Origin of the sequence: Microbulbifer magnicolonia, assembly GCF_035117725.1 — a bacterium.
In the GTDB taxonomy this organism is placed as follows: Bacteria; Pseudomonadota; Gammaproteobacteria; order Pseudomonadales; family Cellvibrionaceae; genus Microbulbifer; species Microbulbifer magnicolonia.
In genome coordinates, this window is sequence record NZ_JAYEFD010000004.1 from 33,399 (window position 1) to 50,794 (window position 17,396).

Sequence of the window (17,396 nt, forward strand, 5' to 3'; positions counted from 1 at the left end):
GACCTCCTAAGCCGTCTGCGCCATCGGCACAGTGTTATCCCCGCGCGCGGCATTTTCCTTCTCGGTAATCGTGCGGAACACGTTGTACGCCATCAGCAGCATGCCGATCAGGAAGAAGCTGCCGCCGATCCAGCGCACGACATAGCCCGGGTGGCTGGCGATCACGCTCTCCACGAAGCTGTAAGTCAGGGTGCCGTCGGCATTGAAAGCGCGCCACATCAGGCCCTGGGTGATGCCGTTGACCCACATGGCGGCGATGTACAGCACGGTGCCCACAGTCGCCAGCCAGAAGTGCGCATTGACCAGCTTGACGCTGTACATTTCCTTGCGCTTCCACAGCACCGGCACCAGGTGGTACAGGGCACCGATGGAGATCATCGCCACCCAGCCCAGGGCACCGGAGTGCACGTGGCCCACGGTCCAGTCGGTGTTGTGCGACAGCGCGTTGACGGTCTTGATGGACATCATCGGGCCTTCGAAGGTGGACATGCCGTAGAAGGACAGGGAAACCACCAGGAAGCGCAGGGTCGGATCGGTGCGCAGTTTGTGCCAGGCACCGGACAGGGTCATGATGCCGTTGATCATGCCGCCCCAGGAGGGTGCCAGCAGGATCACGGACATGATCATCGCCAGGCTCTGGGTCCAGTCCGGCAGCGCGGAATAGTGCAGGTGGTGACCGCCGGCCCAGACGTAGATGGAGATCAGCGCCCAGAAGTGCACGATGGACAGCTGGTAGGAGTACACAGGGCGCCCGGCCTGCTTCGGCACGAAGTAGTACATGATGCCGAGGAAGGCCGCCGTCAGGAAGAAACCCACCGCGTTGTGGCCGTACCACCACTGGATCATCGCGTCGGTGGTGCCGGAGAACAGCGAATAGGCCATGAAGGGCGCATAGGGCACCGCCAGGTTGTTGACGATATGCAGCGCGGCGATGGTGATGATGTAGGCGCCGAAGAACCAGTTGGCGACGTAAATGTGCGACGTTCTGCGCTTGGCGATGGTGCCGAAGAACACCAGTGCGTAGGCGATCCAGATCAGCGCGATCAGGATATCGATCGGCCACTGCAGCTCCGCATATTCCTTGGTGGAGGTATATCCCATCGGCAGGGTAATCGCGGCGGCGACAATGACGACCTGCCAGCCCCAGAAGGTAAACGGCACCATCCAGCCGCCCCACAGCGGAGTCTGACAGGTGCGCTGCACCACATAGTAGGAGGTGGCGAAGAGCACGCTGCCACCGAAGGCGAAGATCACCGCGTTGGTGTGCAGCGGGCGCAGGCGGCCGAAGTGACTGAACGGCTGCCAGAAATTATTCAGTTCCGGCCAGGCCAGCTGCGCGGCGATCAGCACACCCATGCCCATGCCGAAAATACCCCAGACCACGGACATAATGGTGAACTGGCGCACGATGTTGTAGTCATAGTCCGGCACAGGGCCGGTCTTTGCCACCGTTGTCGTCATTGTGTTACTTCCGTTGCTTTTTAAAATTCATTTCCAGTGAACGCACGAAACCGCAATTAAAGTTGCGGCTCTATGCCTTCACGATAGCCGCCGCCAGCTGTCGGGCGACGATTTAAACGCATCATTCGCCCGCGGCGGCTGATCTATATCAATTTTCTGCCTTTGCCGGCGGCAATGCGCAGGCGCAGGGCGTTCAGCTTGATAAAGCCCTCGGCATCTTTCTGGTTATAGGCACCGGCATCCTCCTCGAAGGTGGCGATGCGCTCGTCGAACAGGCTGTCGGCAGAGCGGCGACCCACGGCGCTGACGCTGCCCTTGTACAGCTTCAGGCGGACTTCACCGTTCACCACCTGCTGGGACTCGTCGATCGCCGCCTGCAGCATGCGGCGCTCCGGCGACCACCAGTAGCCGTTGTAGATCAGCTTGGCGTAGCGCGGCATCAGCTCGTCCTTCAGGTGCGCCACTTCGCGATCCAGGGTGATGGACTCGATGGCGCGGTGCGCCTTCAGCAGGATGGTGCCGCCGGGCGTCTCGTAACAGCCGCGGGACTTCATACCCACGTAGCGGTTTTCGACGATGTCGAGGCGGCCGATACCGTTGGCGCCGCCGAGCTTGTTCAGCTGCTCCAGCAGGGTCGCCGGGCTCATACGATCGCCGTCGATCGCCACCGGGTCGCCGTTCTCGAAAGTCAGGGTGATGTAGGTGGGCTGGTCGGGCGCCGCCTCGGGGCTCACGCTCCAGCGCCACATATCCTCCTCGGCCTCCGCCCAGGGCTCCTCGAGCACACCGCCCTCGTAGGAGATATGCAGCAGGTTGGCGTCCATCGAATAGGGGGACTTCTTCTTGCCGGAGGAGAAGTCCACCGGGATCTTGTGCTGCTCGCAGTACTGCATCAGCTTCTCGCGGGAGGTCAGGTCCCACTCGCGCCAGGGGGCGATCACCTGGATGCCCGGCTTCAGCGCATAGGCACCCAGCTCGAACCGCACCTGGTCGTTGCCCTTGCCGGTGGCGCCGTGGGAAATGGCGTCGGCGCCGGTCTCGTTGGCGATCTCGATCAGGCGTTTGGCAATCAGCGGGCGGGCGATGGAAGTACCCAGCAGGTACTCGCCCTCATAGATGGTGTTGGCGCGGAACATGGGGAAGACGAAATCGCGCACGAACTCTTCGCGCAGATCGTCGATATAGATTTCCTTGACGCCCAGCGCCTCCGCCTTGGCGCGCGCCGGCGCCACCTCCTCGCCCTGGCCGATATCGGCGGTGAAGGTGACCACCTCACAGCCGTAGGTGTCCTGCAACCATCGCACAATCACCGAGGTATCCAGACCGCCGGAATATGCCAGTACCACCTTGTTGATGCTGCTCATTGCTGTCCTCTGCTGGGAGTAAAAGCCGCCCCAAAAACGCCATAGCGCGACGCGCTGCAACGCACAAAAATAGTGTCGGTCTGGGGGAGTTATTCTTGGAAGTGTGCCCAGGATTGGCAGCGGCGCTGCCTTTTTCGGGGCGCGATTGTAGCGCCTCGGGGCGCGAACGACTAGCGCCAGCGAATCCGCGCGCAGATATGACTATTTTATAAACAGTAGCCGCATCGCAATTTGCCCGAGCATCGGTTAGCATGCGCGCCGCACATCCACTCACCAGCGACTGCTAGAAGTACTATGACGGAGCAAATCACCCTTCGCGCCCCCGACGACTGGCACATTCACCTGCGCGACGGCGCCGCCCTCGAGCGCACCGTCGGCGACGCGGCGCGCCAGTTCCGCCGCGCCATCGTCATGCCGAACCTGGTGCCGCCGGTGGTGGATGCGGAAGACGCCCTCTTCTACCAGCTGCGCATCCGCGAACAGATTCCCGAGGGGAACCCCTTCGAGCCGCTGATGGTGATCTACCTCACCGACAAGACCGATGCCGAAGTGGTCCAACTGGCGCACAAGGCCGGCGTCATCGCCGCCAAGCTCTACCCCGCCGGCGCCACCACCAACTCCGACTCCGGCGTTACCGATATCGCCAATATCTACCCGGCGCTGGAAGCCATGCAGGCCTGCGGTATGAAACTGCTGCTGCACGGCGAGGTCACTCACTCGGATATCGATATCTTCGACCGCGAGCAGGTGTTTATCGAGCGGACCCTGTCGCGTCTGGTGGAGGACTTCCCGACCCTGAAAATCGTGCTGGAGCATATCACCACGGCCCACGCGGCCGAGTTCGTGCAGAATGCCCGCGACGGCGTCGGCGCCACCATCACCGCGCACCACCTGCTGTACAACCGCAATCACATGCTGGTCGGCGGCATCCGCCCGCACTACTACTGCCTGCCGATCCTGAAGCGCGGCTATCACCAGAGCGCGCTGGTCGAGGCGGCCACCAGTGGCAGCCCGAAATTCTTCCTCGGCACGGATTCCGCGCCCCACAGCCAGGGCAAGAAGGAAACCGCCTGCGGCTGCGCCGGCTGCTATACCGCCTTCGCCGCCATCGAGCTCTATACCGAAGCCTTCGACCGCGCCGGCAAGCTGGACAAACTCGAGGGCTTCGCCAGCGAATTCGGCCCGGACTTCTACGGCCTGCCGCGCAACGAGGGCACGATTACCCTGGTGAAGCAGCCCTGGGCCCTGCCCCAGAGCCTGGACATGGGCGGCGAACCGCTGATTCCGCTGGCCGCGGGCGAGACGCTGAACTGGAAACTGACTTAAAACAGAACAGTTCCGAAAGACAATTTAATCTGAGATGCGAAGGCCCCGATGCCGGGGGCCGTTTGTGAAAAGCGCCTGCGGCCGGTAAACCGACCGATGAGGCTGTTGAGCAAGCGGCCACCGGCATCGGGGCCGCCACAGGACTCCGCGTCTGCGCACAGTGGCGGCGCCGGTACCGAGGGCACTTTGTGAGACACGGGCTAGGCGCCCCCCCGTGGATCCATCCCTGGAGGCTTGTCGGCGAGGTCCCTCTCGCCGACAGTCTCACAAAGTGCCCCCGGTACCGGCACCTTCGCATTGCCGATACGACTGAAGAAGGATATCGAGTGACCCCCGCGGAAGAACCCACAGGACCGAAAAGCCTCCTCGCCCAGCGATTCCGCGGCTTTCTGCCGGTGGTGGTGGATCTGGAGAGCGGCGGTTTCAATGCGCGCACCGATGCCCTGCTGGAAATCTCCGCCGTTATCCTCGATATGGATGAGAGCGGCAACCTGTTTGCGCAGGAGACCCACAGCTTCCACCTGGAGCCCTTCGAGGGCGCCAACGTGGAGCAGTCGGCGCTGGACTTTATCGGCATCGATCTGGAATCTCCGGAGCGGGAAGCCTGGCCGGAGGAAATTGCACTGCCGGAACTCTTCCGCAAAGTCCGCAGCGCGGTGAAGAAACACAGCTGCACCCGCGCCATCGTCGTGGCCCACAACGCCCACTTCGACCTCGGCTTCATCAACGCAGCGGTCGACCGCTGCGGCATCAAGCGCAATCCCTTCCACCCTTTCTCGTGTTTCGATACCGCCAGCCTGGCCGGCCTCGCCTACGGGCAGACGGTGCTGGCCAAGGCCTGCCAGGTCGCCGGTATCGAGTTTGATAACAGCAGCGCCCACTCCGCCGAGTACGACGCCGAGAAAACCGCGGAACTGTTTTGCGGGATCGTGAACAAGTGGAGGGAGATGGGCGGCTGGCCGCTGGCGGTACCCGCGGAACCCGAGCGGGAAGACTGAACCTCCAGGGCCTACAGGGGAAGGAGCGGCCGTTGGCCGCGATCGGACTTTCGGCAAACCCCCGACATCAATCGCGGCCAACGGCCGCTCCTACAAAACTTCCCCACCTACAACCAAAGTCGCATTCCCTCCCCTGTCCGGCCCTTCTAGGCTGGCCCCCGCCCCCTGGAATAACAACAATGGTGAATGCGATGATGATCCCCGGCTCCCCCCGCGCCCTGTGCCGCCTGCTCGTTGCCGCTGCGCTGAGCGCGGCCGCGGCCGCACACGCCGGCGGCTGGCAACAGAACCTCGCCATCGGCGGCTTTGACAAGGTCCACATCTACACGCCCGACAGCCACTCCCCGATCGGGGACGGCAAGGCACTGCTGATCGTGCTGCACGGCTGCGTCCAGCCGATCGACACCTACCTCACCGCCAATCTGGAAGACGCCGCCGAGGAGTTCGGCATGGTGGTGGCCGTGCCGGAGGCAATGAACAAGGCCGGCTACGGCTGCTGGTCCTACTGGCAGGGGACCAAATCGCGCTCCGCCGGCGATTACAAAAACCTGATCGGCCTGGCCAACAGCATGTCCGGCGACAGCGCCCGCGGCATAGATCCGGACCAGGTCTATATTGCCGGCCTTTCTTCAGGCGCCAGCTTCGCCAATACCACCGCCTGCCTGGCGCCCGATGTGTTTGCCGGCATGGGTATCAGCGCCGGCCCCAGCATCGGCACCAGCGCCAGCGGCGCGATCGGCCCCTGCGAAACGGCCGACGTCGCCAGTCGCTGCAGCGCCTACGCCGGCGGCCACGCCAGCCATTTCGCCACCCAGATCGCCTCCATCGCCCACGGCGGCGCCGACAATACCGTCAACCGCTGTTACAACGAGCAGAATGCAAGTGGCATGGCCGGGGTCTACAGGGTCGAGCTACAGCCCGGCACCACTACCCTTACCGAAGGCGGCTACACGGCGGAAGAGTCCCTATGGGAGGACGGCCGCGTATCGATGCTGCGGCTGAACGGCGTGGACCACTCCTGGTCGGGCGGAGAAAACGCGAGTGGCAGCTACATCAGCGGCGCCGGCATCAATTACGCACGATACCTGGGGCAGTTTTTCCGCGACCACAACCGGCGCGTGGATCGCAGCCCAACCCCGGGGAGCGTCGGTGTCGACAACGCCATTGAAGGGGGGCAGGTTCCGCCTCGGTGAACAGGCACTCGCCGGCCCTCAATACTGCTGGTTCAACGACCATGCCAGCCGTACCGGTCCAGCAGAGCTCTGTTCGGATGGCAGCCGCCGGGATACCGATGCGCCCGCCTGAGAAATTGTATTGTGCGCCCATGGGGAATCGCGCCGGCACGACACTATGATTCGCGGGGATTGGAGAACTTCTTTTCGCGAGGAGATGAACTATGAACTCCCCCAAAGGCGGTCTGCGCCTCTCCAGCGTGCTTTTCGGCCTGATGTCCCTGGGGCAGCTGTGGCGACTGGTCGCGCAACCGGACGTACTGGTAGGCGGCGCGCCCCTGCCCACCTGGCCCAGCGCCCTCGCCTTTATCGTGCTGCTGGCACTCTGTATCTGGCTGTGGCGCCTGTCTAACCGGGTCGGCTGATACCTGGCGCGCGCAAACAGCCTCCCGCTGCCGAGCCGCCCCCTCCCCCGACGCTGACCGCGGCGCTATAATCGCCTCAGCAAAAGACCCGACATTTTGCCGGGTCTTTGCTTTTATCAGCACAGCCTTTCGGGAGTCCCCCTTGTTCGCGTCCGCCCTGCGCCAGTCCCGCGCCGACGGCAGCCTGTCCGGCAGCCTGCCGCGCAACATTATCGCCGGCATCACCGTGGGTATAGTGGCGCTGCCGCTGTCCATGGGGCTCGCCATCGCCAGCGGAGTACCGCCACAGCACGGGCTCTATACCGCCATCGTCGGCGGCATCGTGGTGGCGCTGCTGGGCGGCTCGCGGGTGAATATCTCCGGGCCCACCGCGGCCTTCGTGGTGGTGCTGTTGCCGGTGGTACAGCAGTTCGGCCTCGGCGGCCTGCTGCTGGCGGGGCTGATGGCCGGTCTGATTACGGTGGCCTTCGGGCTGCTCCGGTTCGGTCGCCTGATCCAGGTGATGCCCTACCCGGTGATCGTCGGCTTCACCTCCGGCATCGGCACGGTCATCGCCTTCCTGCAGCTGAAGGACTTCCTCGGCCTGCAACCCGAGCCCGGCGCCAGCCATTTCCTCGATCAGTTGGGCAGGCTGGCGGCGGCGCTGCCGACGCTGCGCTGGCAGGAGCTGTTCATAGGTGTCCTCACCCTCGGCACACTGATTCTGTGGAAGAAGGTCCCCGGCCGCATTCCCGCCTATCTGGTGGCGCTGCTGGTGGGCACCATCACCGGGGTGATCTTCAACCACAGCGGCGCCCTGCCGGGCGTGGACACCATCGCCGCGCGTTTCCACTTCGACCTGAACGGCGTTGAAGGCAATGGCATCCCGCCCATTGCCCCGCACTTCCTGCTGCCCTGGCAGCTGCCGGGACCGGATGGCCAGCCCATTGGCCTCAGCTGGGAGCTGCTGCGCGCCCTGCTGGGCCCGGCGTTTTCCATCGCTTTGTTAGGTGCCCTGGAATCCCTGCTGTGCGCGGTGGTGGCGGACAGCATGAGCGGCCACCAGCACGATCCGGACAGCGAGCTGGTCGGCCAGGGTATGGGCAATATCGCGGTGGCCTTTTTCGGCGGTATCCCGGTCACCGCGGCGATTGCGCGCACGGCGACCAATGTGCGATCCGGTGCGACCACGCCGGTCTCCGCGATAGTGCACGGTCTGTTCGTACTGCTGGCCATGCTGCTGTTGGCGCCCTGGCTATCGCTGGTGCCCATGGCGGCCATGGCCGCGGTGCTGATGATGGTGGCCTGGAATATGAGCGAGGCCCGCCACGCGCTGCACATAGTGCGCAGGGCGCCGCGCGCGGACGCGGCGGTGCTGCTCACCTGCTTCGCACTCACGGTGATTATCGATATGCAGGTGGCGGTGGCCGGGGGCCTGGCGCTGGCCTCGGTGCTGTTTATCCGCCGGGTGACCGAACTCACCCAGATCAAGACGGTTGAGCCCAGGGAAGAAACGGAATACCAGCAGCAGAAAGGCGTTGTGCTCTACGACCTGGACGGCCCGATGTTCTTCGGCGCTGCCCACAAGGCGCTGAAAATAGTCACATCAGTGGACCGGGATGTGCATACGGTGGTACTGGACCTGAAGGACGTGGGCCTGATGGACGCAACAGCGATGAGCAACCTGGAAGACATCGCCAATCACCTGGCGCGGCGCCATACGGTGCTCTACCTCATCCATGTCCGCCCGGAACTGGTCAACAAGATGCGCCGCTACGGCTTGCTGGGAAAAAGCACCCCGATACGTTTTGCGCGGGACTATCAGACCGTACTGCAGTCCGTACTGATCGACCGCGCTGCGACCGCCTGAGCGGCCCGTGGCCACATGGTGATTTTTTGTCCAGACTCGTGTAGAATGGCCGGTTCACGCAGAAAACCGGATAAATATTGTGGCCAAGAAAGCTTCCACTGCTTCGAAAAAGAAGCAGCCCACCGCCGTAGAAACCCGCCAGAGCATCGAGGAACAGGTGCAGGCCTTTCTCGCCAACGGTGGTGAAATCCAGCAGGTGCCCAAGGGAGTGAGCGGACAGACCAACACTTCCGGCCCGAAGCACATTACCCTGGGCAAGAAGCCGCGCGCTTGATTTCTTCCCGCATCTGAATGTAGGAGCGGCGGGGCGGCCATCCGCCGGTGGCCGCGATCGATTCCTGCCAGTAGCGCAGATCGATCGCGGCCAACGGCCGCTCCTACACAGTTAATCAGTCCCGGCAGATCAGGGCATCTCTTCCAGTTCCGCCCCTTCCTTTACCGGCGGCATCAGGTCTTCCTTGGTGATGTGCATCGCCATCAGTACATTCGCGGCCACGTACACGGACGAATAGGTACCGACCACGACACCGACGATCAGCGCCAGCGAGAAGTTGTGGATCAGCTCGCCGCCGAAGAACTGCAGCGCCCAGAGCACCAGCAGGGTCGTGAACGAGGTCATGAAGGTACGGCCGAGGGTCTGGCTGATGGAGATATTGATGATCTCTTCGGAGGTCGCCTTGCGCACCTTGCGGAAATTCTCGCGGATGCGGTCCGCCACCACGATGGTGTCGTTCAGTGAGTAACCGATCACCGCCAGTACCGCCGCCAATACGGTCAGGTCGAAGTCCAGCTGCAGCAGGGCGAAGAAGCCCAGCACGATGATCACATCGTGTGCCAGGGCCACCACCGCGCCGACTGAGAATTTGTACTGGAAACGCAGCGCCACATAGGCCATCACCACCGCCAGCGCGAACAGCATGCCGAGACCGCCGTCGTCGCGCAGCTCTTCGCCGATCTGCGGACCGACCATTTCCACACGGCGCAGCTCCACGTCGCCGTCGCTGCCCTGCTCCAGTACCGCCACTACCTTGTCACCGATTGACTGTGTGGCCTGCTCGTCACGCGCACTGACCTGGGTCTGTGCTTCGGTAACCGCCGGCGGCAGCTTGATCAGCAGCTCGTGGTCCGAGCCGAAATTCACCACGGTTGCGCCTTCATAGCCGGCGGCAGCCAACTGGCTGCGCACATCCTCGATGCGCGGCGCCGTCTCGTAACCGACTTCAATCTGGGTGCCGCCGGTGAAGTCCAGGCCGAACTTCAGGCCGTTCATCGCCAGCGCGACGATGGATGCGACCACCATGGCGATGGAAACCGCCGCCGCCAGTTTGCGCCAGCGCATGAAGTCGAACACGCGCTTGCCCATGTACTCGGTAATCTGTTCGTTTTCTACTTTGGTCTCGCTCATGGCCAACTCCCTCAAATCCAGAGTTTTTGTACACGGCGACCGCCGTAGAACAAGTTGATAATCGCCCGGGTGCCCATGATGGCGCTGAACATGGAGGTCAGGATGCCGATGGACAGAGTTACGGCAAAGCCCTGCACCGGGCCGGAGCCGATCGCGTACAGGATCACCGCCACGATCAGCGTGGTGATGTTGGCATCGACGATGGTGCTGTAGGCGTTGTCAAAGCCGGCAGTGATTGCCGACTGCGGCGGCATGCCGTTTCTGAGTTCCTCCCGTATTCGCGAGAAGATCAGCACGTTGGCGTCCACCGCCATACCCACGGTCAGTACGATACCTGCAATGCCCGGCAGGGTCAGGGTGGCGCCCAGTATCGACATCACCGCTACCAGCAGCACCATGTTCACCGCCAGCGCGATATTCGCGGCCAGGCCGAAGACGCGGTAGAACAGCAGCATGCAGACAAGCACCGCCAGCAGGCCGATCTGCACCGACTTGACGCCCACCTCGATATTGTCGGCACCCAGGGACGGGCCTATCACCCGCTCCTCGACGAAATACATCGGCGCCGCCAGGGCACCGGCGCGCAGCAGCAGCGCCAGTTCCTGGGCTTCCGCCGGGCTGTCGAGGCCGGTGATGCGGAACTGGCGACCCAGTGCACTCTGCACCGTCGCCAGGCTGATGATCTTCTTGTCGTCGGTGCGCACCTGCACCACCGTCTCGTTGCCCTCGGCATCCACCTGGGTCTCGGGCACGAAGCGGCTCTCGATAAACAGGGTGCCCATGCGGCGGCCGACGTTCTTCCAGGTGGCGCGGTGCATCAGTTCACCGCCGCGGGAATCCAGGGTGATGTTCACCTGCGGGAAGCCGCTCTCGTCGTAGCCGACGCGGGCGTCGGTCACGCGGTCGCCCTTGATGATCACCTTGCGCTCCAGCCAGGCGCCGCCATACATCTGGCGCTGCTGTTCGCTGCGGTACTCGAAATACTCCTTGTTGGTGACCAGCTCGTCCGGGCGGGCCTCCATGCGGTATTCCAGGTTGGCGGTCTTGCCGATGATGCGCTTGGCCTCGGCGGTATCCTGCACCCCCGGCAGCTCCACGACGATGCGGTTGCGCCCCTGGCGCTGCACGATCGGCTCGGCCACGCCCAGCTCGTTGACGCGGTTGCGCAGGGTGGTGAGGTTCTGGGTGACCGCATAATCCTCGAGCTGCTTGATCTCCTGCTCGGCCAGGGTCGCGCGGACTTCGAGATTGTCGCCGCCGCCGGATTCGGTCAGCTGCAGCTGCGGGAATTCCTTGCGCAGGGTGGAGACGGCCTGGTTGCGCAGTGCTTCGTCGCGGAAGCGGGCGACGATCTCGCGATCGTCCACCAGATCCACGCTGCGGTAGCGGGCCTTGGCTGCGCGCAGCTTGGCTTTGACGTCCTGCGCGTAGCCTTCCATGTTGGTCTTGACGATGGTGTTGGTGTCCACTTCCATCAGGAAGTGCACACCGCCGGCCAGGTCCAGGCCCAGCTTCATCGGGCTGGCCCCCAGATTGCTGAGCCACTCCGGCGTGGTCGAGGCCAGGTTCAGGGCCACCACATAGTCGCTGTGGCCCAGGGCCTCCTGAATCGCGCGCTTCGCCGGCAGCTGGTCCTCCATCGACTGGAGGCGCAGCAGCACGGCCTTTTCCCCCACCTCGCCGCCGATATAGGCGATGCCGGCGTCATCCAGGGCCTTCTGCGAGCGGTCGAGCACACTCTGCCCCACCTCCATGGCGCTGGACTGGCCGGAAATCTGCACGGCGGGATCCGGCTTGTAGAGGTTGGGCGCGGCGTAGATCAGGCCGAGGGCCACGACCGCGAGAATCAGGACGTACTTCCAGACGGGGTAGCGATTCATGCTGCTCTCATTGTTCTAGTGCGGCCTCGTGGGCCGGTAAATCTTGGCAATGTCGGAGGATATGCGGGCGCCGATGGCGGATTGCAAGGCGCAGCAGCCCCCAAGTGGGGGCCGATTATACGGGGATCGCAGGTGGGTACAAATCGAAGGGGTGGTAGCCTGGCCGGCAGGCGATAGCCGGTGGCCGCCCGGGAACTTATCGCCTGCAGGGCAGGCTCCCACAGGATCAACGCGCCAGCGGCGGCACCTCGCGCCCCAGGCGGTGGTAGAACTCGGCGACGAAGCCGTCCAGCTCACCGGCGGCGATCGCGTCGCGCAGCCCCTGCATCAGGCGCTGATAGTGGCGCAGGTTGTGGATGGTATTCAGCTGGGAACCGAGGATTTCGCCGCAGCGGTCCAGGTGGTGTAGATAGGCGCGGGAGAAATTCTCGCAGGTATAGCAGTCACACCCCGCCTCCAATGGTCCGGTGTCGTGGCGGTGCTTGGCGTTGCGGATTTTCACCACGCCCTCGGCGGTGAACAGGTGGCCGTTGCGCGCATTGCGGGTCGGCATCACGCAGTCGAACATGTCCACGCCGCGGCGCACCGCCTCGACGATATCCTCCGGCTTGCCCACCCCCATCAAATAGCGCGGCTTGTCCGCCGGCATCTTGTGGGCCAGGTGGTCGAGCACGTTGATCATGTCTTCCTTCGGCTCGCCGACCGACAGGCCGCCGATGGCATAGCCGTCAAAACCGATCTCGGTCAGGCCGCGCAGGGAGATGTCGCGCAGCTCCGGGTACATGCCCCCCTGCACAATGCCGAACAGCGCCGAGGGGCTGTCGCCGTGGGCCCGCTTCGACCGCTCCGCCCAGCGCAGGGACAGCTCCATGGACTTGCGCGCCTCGTCGGTGGTGGCCGGATAAGGGGTGCACTCGTCGAAGATCATCACGATATCCGCGCCCAGCGCCCGCTGCACGCGCATGGATTCTTCCGGATCCAGATACACCGGGCTGCCGTCGATCGGCGAGCGGAAGGAAACCCCCTCCTCGGTGATCTTGCGCAATTCCCCCAGGCTGAATACCTGGAAGCCGCCGGAGTCGGTCAGAATAGGGCCGTGCCACTGCATAAAGTCGTGCAGATCGCCGTGCTCCTTCACCACCTCAGTGCCAGGGCGCAGCATCAGGTGGAAGGTGTTGCCGAGAATGATCTGCGCCCCGATCGCCTCCACGTCCCGCGGCAGCATGCCCTTTACGGTGCCGTAGGTGCCCACCGGCATAAAGGCCGGCGTCTCGACCACGCCGCGCGGAAAGCGCAGACGCCCGCGGCGGGCCTTGCCGTCACTGTTGTCCAATTCAAACTGCATAAAGCACTGGCGGCTCAAGGGGCGCTCCTGAAAATTGTCCGGTTTCCGAAGATGGGTTGCTCGATCACCAGCCGAATACTTCCGGGTTGCGGCTGATCAGCATCGCATCGCCGTAGCTGAAGAAGCGGTACTTTTCCCGCACCGCCTCGCGATAGGCGTTCATAGTCTGCTCGTAACCGGCGAAGGCGCTCACCAGCATCAGCAGCGTCGACTCCGGCAGGTGGAAATTGGTGATCAGTCGATCCACCACGCGGAAGCTGTAGCCGGGATAGATAAAGATATCCGTCTCCCCCACCGTCGGCGCCAGCTCGCCACTTGCCGCAGCGCTCTCCAGCGCCCGCACGCTGGTGGTGCCGACGGCGATAACCCGGCCGCCGCGGGCGCGGCAGTCCGCCACCGCCCGGCACACGGACTCCGGTACGTTAAGTACCTCGCTGTGCATCTGGTGCTCGAAGATGTCGTCGACCCGCACCGGCTGGAAAGTGCCGGCGCCCACATGCAGGGTCACGAAAGCGGTCTCCACGCCCTTGCTGCGCAGCGCATCCAGCATCTCTTCATCGAAGTGCAGCCCCGCGGTGGGCGCGGCCACGGCGCCGGCCGCGCGGCTGTAGACGGTCTGGTAACGCTCGCGGTCCGACGCCTCGTCGGGCCTGTCTATATAGGGAGGCAACGGCATATGGCCGAGGCGTTCCAGCACCGGCAGTACCCCCTCCCGCGGAAACTGCAGCTCGAACAGCGCCTCGTGGCGCGCCACCATCTCCACAGAGGTACTGTCTTCCAGCAGTATCTCGCTGCCCGGCTTGGGCGACTTGCTGGAACGGATGTGCGCCAGGGCGCGGTGCTCGTCCAGCACCCGCTCGATCAGAATCTCGAGCTTGCCGCCGCTGGCCTTGCGCCCGAACAGCCGCGCCGGAATCACGCGGGTATCGTTGAACACCAGCAGGTCACCGGCCTCCACCAGGTCCGCCAGCTCCGCGAACTGCCGGTGCTCGATGCTGCCGCTGGGACCGTCCAGACACAGGAGACGGCTGCCGCGACGCTCCTTTGCGGGGGTGCGGGCAATCAGTTCATCGGGCAGGTCGAATTGGAAATCCTGGCGGCGCATGGCATCAGTTTAGGCGGTCAGCCGTTCAGCTAGTCTGTGGGGCCGCGAAGAGTAACGGAAAGCCGCCCCGCCGCCAAATCCGGTTGACCCGTCACCGCCCATCGCTATAATCGACCACCTCGCCGAGGCGCCAAAGCAACATTGCCTCGAGCCGCTGCCAGAGTGGTGAAATTGGTAGACACAGGGGATTCAAAATCCCCCGCCCTTAAAAGCGTGCCGGTTCGAGTCCGGCCTCTGGTACCAAGATTCCTTACAAATCAATAACTTAGCGGGCATTTCCAGCGGCACCCAACATAAATGCCAACTACCGGCACCCGCTAAATCATCCTTCTATATTTACCTATCCGCGGCACACGTCAGGTCGAGCAGCTTGCCCATGGTTTCGATTTGCCCATCAACCGCCCACAGTGCGGCCGCGATCTGCTCATCATTCAGACGGTCGCCGTCTGGCTCGTTAAATTCGCTCATCAGCAACTGCACAATGGCCCTCATGCGGATCAGGTTGCAGCTCATAGCATCCATGTACATCGCGGGCCCGGCGCTGGCCGTGTCCAGTACCGCCTCCGGTGTATCAGCTATCACGTAGTCATTTACTGCGGCAATTGTCGCGTTCTTGCTCATAGAAGTATCCCCAGATTGTAGGTTGTGCTCCTGGCCTTGCCAGAGTGTTCCAATATAGACCACTTCTAGCCGAAAGTGAAACAATTTAGAACACTTGTGGCATAATAAAGACTCACAACTTGTGGGATACAGGCATGACGGACTTAGTGAGTGGCGCCCAGATGCGAGCCGCCAGAGGGATTTTGAAGTGGTCGATTGCGGATCTGGAGAAGCAATCCGGAGTATCCTCTATGACAATCAAGAGGATGGAGAGAGGCGACGGCGTACCGAGCGCAAGAGATGAGAATATCCAGGCCGTATACAACGCCTTTATTAGCAGTGGCCGGATCCGGTTTGAGGGCGAGGACGTAGTTCAGATAGTTTTTGAGGAATAGCGGCGAAGTCTCCCCCGCCGCCCACAATCACACCTTGCTGCGCAGGAATGCCAGCGGCACAGCTTTACGCTCCACCACCCGATCCCAATTACTCGCAACCTCCAACTCCGCCAGGCTGGGAGAGTCGGCCACAACAGAGCCCTCCTTCCAGGCGAAGCCTGCAGGGTGCACAGCCATGTTCATGCGGCTGTGCAGCACCTGCTGGCCGCCACCGCTACCGGCGCTCGGGATGTTTTCAATCTCAGTGCCAGCGGCGATATTCGGCCCGGCCATACCGTAACCGATTGCACCGGGGCCAAACAGAACGCTCAGGTAAACGTCCACGGCCGGTGCCAGGCCATCGTCTACGATCACTGCCAGGCCGCGGAAGGTCTGAAAGTTGCGACCTTGAGAGTCGGTAATGGTGGCAATCAGATCGTTCTTGAGAGCCGCGCGGTAAACGTCGCTGTGCATGGCGATTGCACTCACAGCGCTCAGGTTGTCCCCGAGAGAAGCGGTCGCGTCGATGACGGCCGCCGCACTGAACAGCTCCGCGCCTCCGGTTAGGCCTGAAATGTCGAGGACCATATCCCCGGAATAATTGGCCTCGTTATCGGCCAGGATGCCTTTCAAAGAGCCGATAATTCGGCGCTGCAACTGGCGCTCCCAATAGGCCGTCACGCGGTTCTGAATGCGGGCAAGGGCATCGCTGCCGGCCAGCTCGCTTGCGAGGTTCATCGCGCTCCAGGATTGGTGCAGGAAGCTCTTGCGGACTGTCTGCTTGCCCGCGTTGATCTTTTTGGGCGTGGAGTGAGTATCGGGATCATCACTCGCCAAATTGGCCTCATCGTTGCCCAGGTCATTCCAGAAGGGAACGCCAAAGCTATCAGCGCCGGCCTGCAATTGGCGGTCAATAACCGAATTGCGTGCGGCTACGCCAGACATTGCGAGCGCGGTTTTTTCAAAGGTGTTTTGGACAATGTAAGGGGTGAATTCTGTGGGGACGATAACGTCCGCCAACTGAGTAACTGCCATGATAATTTCCTCGAATCAGGAGATAAATTTGATTCGAGCAGGGCCACTAGCCGAGCGCGGTGCCATACAATGGCGAATTCGGTTCTATGGTGCCCACGGGGCGGGGGGGTGCCGCACTCAGCCCACAGAGCCTTGTGCGACACCCGCATTATACCTCAGCGCAGGCCGGTGTTTAACCTTTCCGCTGTTTTTGTCGGGCTTCTTGGGAGACTGCCGCCACTGCTTGACCCGCCAGCGCCGCCGCCACTCGCCCGGGAGCCAATAACCAGGCTTTCAAAGCGGGCCACATGGGGCGACTTCTTCTCTTTCGGGAGCCAATCCTCAAGCACCAAGTCCCGAACATCCGCCTCGGTAAATTTAGCCTCGCGCATCGTGACATCGCCGCCCGCGGTTTCACCTACCATTGCCGGCGCCCCCTCACTGTCCCGAATCACGACCTCGCCGTCTTCCAGCTGGAATTGATACCCGCGAGCTTTGAATTCATTCAAAAAATACTCCGGCAGCATCGACACGCGCTCAAGCATCGCAGCGACAGGGCCGTCTAGCTGTATTTTCTGCAACTCGGCACTTGCAGAATCCCGTTCACCGCTGAGAGCCTCCACCTGCTCTGTCAGCTCGGTTACCTTTTTGCGAACCTTTTTCAGGTCCGCCAGCAATTCCGCGTTGTGGGTGCGCAGGGACTCTATTTCCTGCTGTTCTGGTGTTTTCTCGCTCATAGTTCAATCTCCTGTTTTTCTCGCTTGGTTCGATGATTTGAAAGTATGCGACGCGCGTTAATTCCTAGCGCACTTGGCGATCCGTTTTCGTCGTCGTGAATCACCAGGGGCCCACTCAATGCAACAGCCTCCCCGGATTCCATGTCCTGCAACGTAAAGCAAACTCGAGGGACGCGGCTGATAACAGAAAGCCTAAGTTCTCGCCCACTCTGCTCAGTGAGCATAAGCGCTGTGGTATATGGTTTGCCGTTAACGTCGGTCCTCTCTTCCGGCTTTCTGATTAACCGCCCGTACACCAAGAGCTGTGGATCGTTCATGGTTCTCTCCTTCGGTTTAATAAG

At 62.6% G+C, this 17,396-nt stretch carries 17 protein-coding genes and 1 tRNA gene; 8 read left to right on the plus strand and 10 right to left on the minus strand.

Going from position 1 to position 17,396, the window contains the following annotated elements:
* Window positions 1–6: 6 nt before the first annotated feature.
* Window positions 7–1,461, minus strand: a complete 1,455-nt coding sequence (gene ccoN / locus RRF64_RS16410; RefSeq protein WP_323847006.1) for a cytochrome-c oxidase, cbb3-type subunit I — start codon at window positions 1,459–1,461, stop codon at window positions 7–9.
* Window positions 1,462–1,604: 143 nt separating this feature from the next.
* Window positions 1,605–2,825 carry an argininosuccinate synthase gene (locus RRF64_RS16415; RefSeq protein WP_323847007.1) on the minus strand — a complete coding sequence of 407 codons (1,221 nt, stop codon included), beginning with the start codon at window positions 2,823–2,825 and terminating at the stop codon, window positions 1,605–1,607.
* 294 nt (window positions 2,826–3,119) lie between these two features.
* Here RRF64_RS16415 and pyrC point away from each other — a divergent pair, with 294 nt between their 5' ends.
* The 6 genes from pyrC to RRF64_RS16445 all read left to right on the plus strand — a co-directional run bounded on the left by pyrC (window position 3,120) and on the right by RRF64_RS16445 (window position 8,869).
* Window positions 3,120–4,151: a dihydroorotase gene (pyrC, locus tag RRF64_RS16420; protein ID WP_323847008.1), complete on the plus strand. Its 1,032-nt coding sequence runs from the start codon at window positions 3,120–3,122 to the stop codon at window positions 4,149–4,151.
* Window positions 4,152–4,477: 326 nt separating this feature from the next.
* The gene (gene rnt / locus RRF64_RS16425; protein ID WP_323847009.1) at window positions 4,478–5,149 is read left to right on the plus strand and encodes a ribonuclease T; all 672 of its coding nucleotides are present in this window, start codon (window positions 4,478–4,480) and stop codon (window positions 5,147–5,149) included.
* Between the two features lie 179 nt (window positions 5,150–5,328).
* Entirely contained in the window at window positions 5,329–6,342 is a 1,014-nt protein-coding gene (locus RRF64_RS16430) for an extracellular catalytic domain type 1 short-chain-length polyhydroxyalkanoate depolymerase (protein ID WP_323847010.1), read from the plus strand.
* A 203-nt stretch (window positions 6,343–6,545) separates the two neighbouring features.
* A complete protein-coding gene (locus RRF64_RS16435) occupies window positions 6,546–6,746 on the plus strand; it encodes a hypothetical protein (RefSeq protein WP_323847011.1) in 201 nt (66 codons plus the stop codon).
* A 142-nt stretch (window positions 6,747–6,888) separates the two neighbouring features.
* Window positions 6,889–8,595, plus strand: a complete 1,707-nt coding sequence (gene dauA / locus RRF64_RS16440; protein WP_323847012.1) for a C4-dicarboxylic acid transporter DauA — start codon at window positions 6,889–6,891, stop codon at window positions 8,593–8,595.
* Window positions 8,596–8,674: 79 nt separating this feature from the next.
* Window positions 8,675–8,869, plus strand: a complete 195-nt coding sequence (locus RRF64_RS16445; RefSeq protein ID WP_323847013.1) for a hypothetical protein — start codon at window positions 8,675–8,677, stop codon at window positions 8,867–8,869.
* A 129-nt stretch (window positions 8,870–8,998) separates the two neighbouring features.
* Here RRF64_RS16445 and secF read toward each other — a convergent pair whose 3' ends face one another.
* From secF to queA, 4 genes are all read right to left on the minus strand, one after another.
* The gene (secF, locus tag RRF64_RS16450; protein ID WP_422732640.1) at window positions 8,999–10,000 is read right to left on the minus strand and encodes a protein translocase subunit SecF; all 1,002 of its coding nucleotides are present in this window, start codon (window positions 9,998–10,000) and stop codon (window positions 8,999–9,001) included.
* 11 nt (window positions 10,001–10,011) lie between these two features.
* The gene (secD, locus tag RRF64_RS16455) at window positions 10,012–11,880 is read right to left on the minus strand and encodes a protein translocase subunit SecD (protein WP_323847014.1); all 1,869 of its coding nucleotides are present in this window, start codon (window positions 11,878–11,880) and stop codon (window positions 10,012–10,014) included.
* 226 nt (window positions 11,881–12,106) lie between these two features.
* Window positions 12,107–13,225, minus strand: coding sequence for a tRNA guanosine(34) transglycosylase Tgt (tgt, locus tag RRF64_RS16460; RefSeq protein ID WP_479691303.1), 1,119 nt, complete (start codon window positions 13,223–13,225; stop codon window positions 12,107–12,109).
* A 64-nt stretch (window positions 13,226–13,289) separates the two neighbouring features.
* Window positions 13,290–14,330, minus strand: a complete 1,041-nt coding sequence (queA, locus tag RRF64_RS16465) for a tRNA preQ1(34) S-adenosylmethionine ribosyltransferase-isomerase QueA (protein WP_323847016.1) — start codon at window positions 14,328–14,330, stop codon at window positions 13,290–13,292.
* A gap of 156 nt (window positions 14,331–14,486) precedes the next feature.
* Between queA and RRF64_RS16470 the strand changes: the two genes are divergently transcribed.
* Window positions 14,487–14,573, plus strand: a tRNA-Leu gene (locus RRF64_RS16470).
* A 93-nt stretch (window positions 14,574–14,666) separates the two neighbouring features.
* On the opposite strand, the gene RRF64_RS16475 is transcribed toward RRF64_RS16470, so the two are convergent.
* On the minus strand, window positions 14,667–14,951 hold the full coding sequence (locus tag RRF64_RS16475) for a hypothetical protein (RefSeq protein WP_323847017.1): 285 nt from the start codon (window positions 14,949–14,951) through the stop codon (window positions 14,667–14,669).
* A 134-nt stretch (window positions 14,952–15,085) separates the two neighbouring features.
* Here RRF64_RS16475 and RRF64_RS16480 point away from each other — a divergent pair, with 134 nt between their 5' ends.
* Window positions 15,086–15,325 (plus strand): helix-turn-helix domain-containing protein, encoded by a 240-nt coding sequence (locus tag RRF64_RS16480; protein ID WP_323847018.1) that lies wholly within the window; start codon window positions 15,086–15,088, stop codon window positions 15,323–15,325.
* A 27-nt stretch (window positions 15,326–15,352) separates the two neighbouring features.
* On the opposite strand, the gene RRF64_RS16485 is transcribed toward RRF64_RS16480, so the two are convergent.
* From RRF64_RS16485 to RRF64_RS16495, 3 genes are all read right to left on the minus strand, one after another.
* A complete protein-coding gene (locus RRF64_RS16485; RefSeq protein ID WP_323847019.1) occupies window positions 15,353–16,339 on the minus strand; it encodes a hypothetical protein in 987 nt (328 codons plus the stop codon).
* A 155-nt stretch (window positions 16,340–16,494) separates the two neighbouring features.
* Entirely contained in the window at window positions 16,495–17,055 is a 561-nt protein-coding gene (locus RRF64_RS16490; RefSeq protein ID WP_323847020.1) for a hypothetical protein, read from the minus strand.
* Window positions 17,052–17,372: a hypothetical protein gene (locus tag RRF64_RS16495; protein WP_323847021.1), complete on the minus strand. Its 321-nt coding sequence runs from the start codon at window positions 17,370–17,372 to the stop codon at window positions 17,052–17,054. Before RRF64_RS16495 ends, RRF64_RS16490 begins: the two co-directional genes overlap by 4 nt.
* Between the last annotated feature and the right edge of the window lie 24 nt (window positions 17,373–17,396).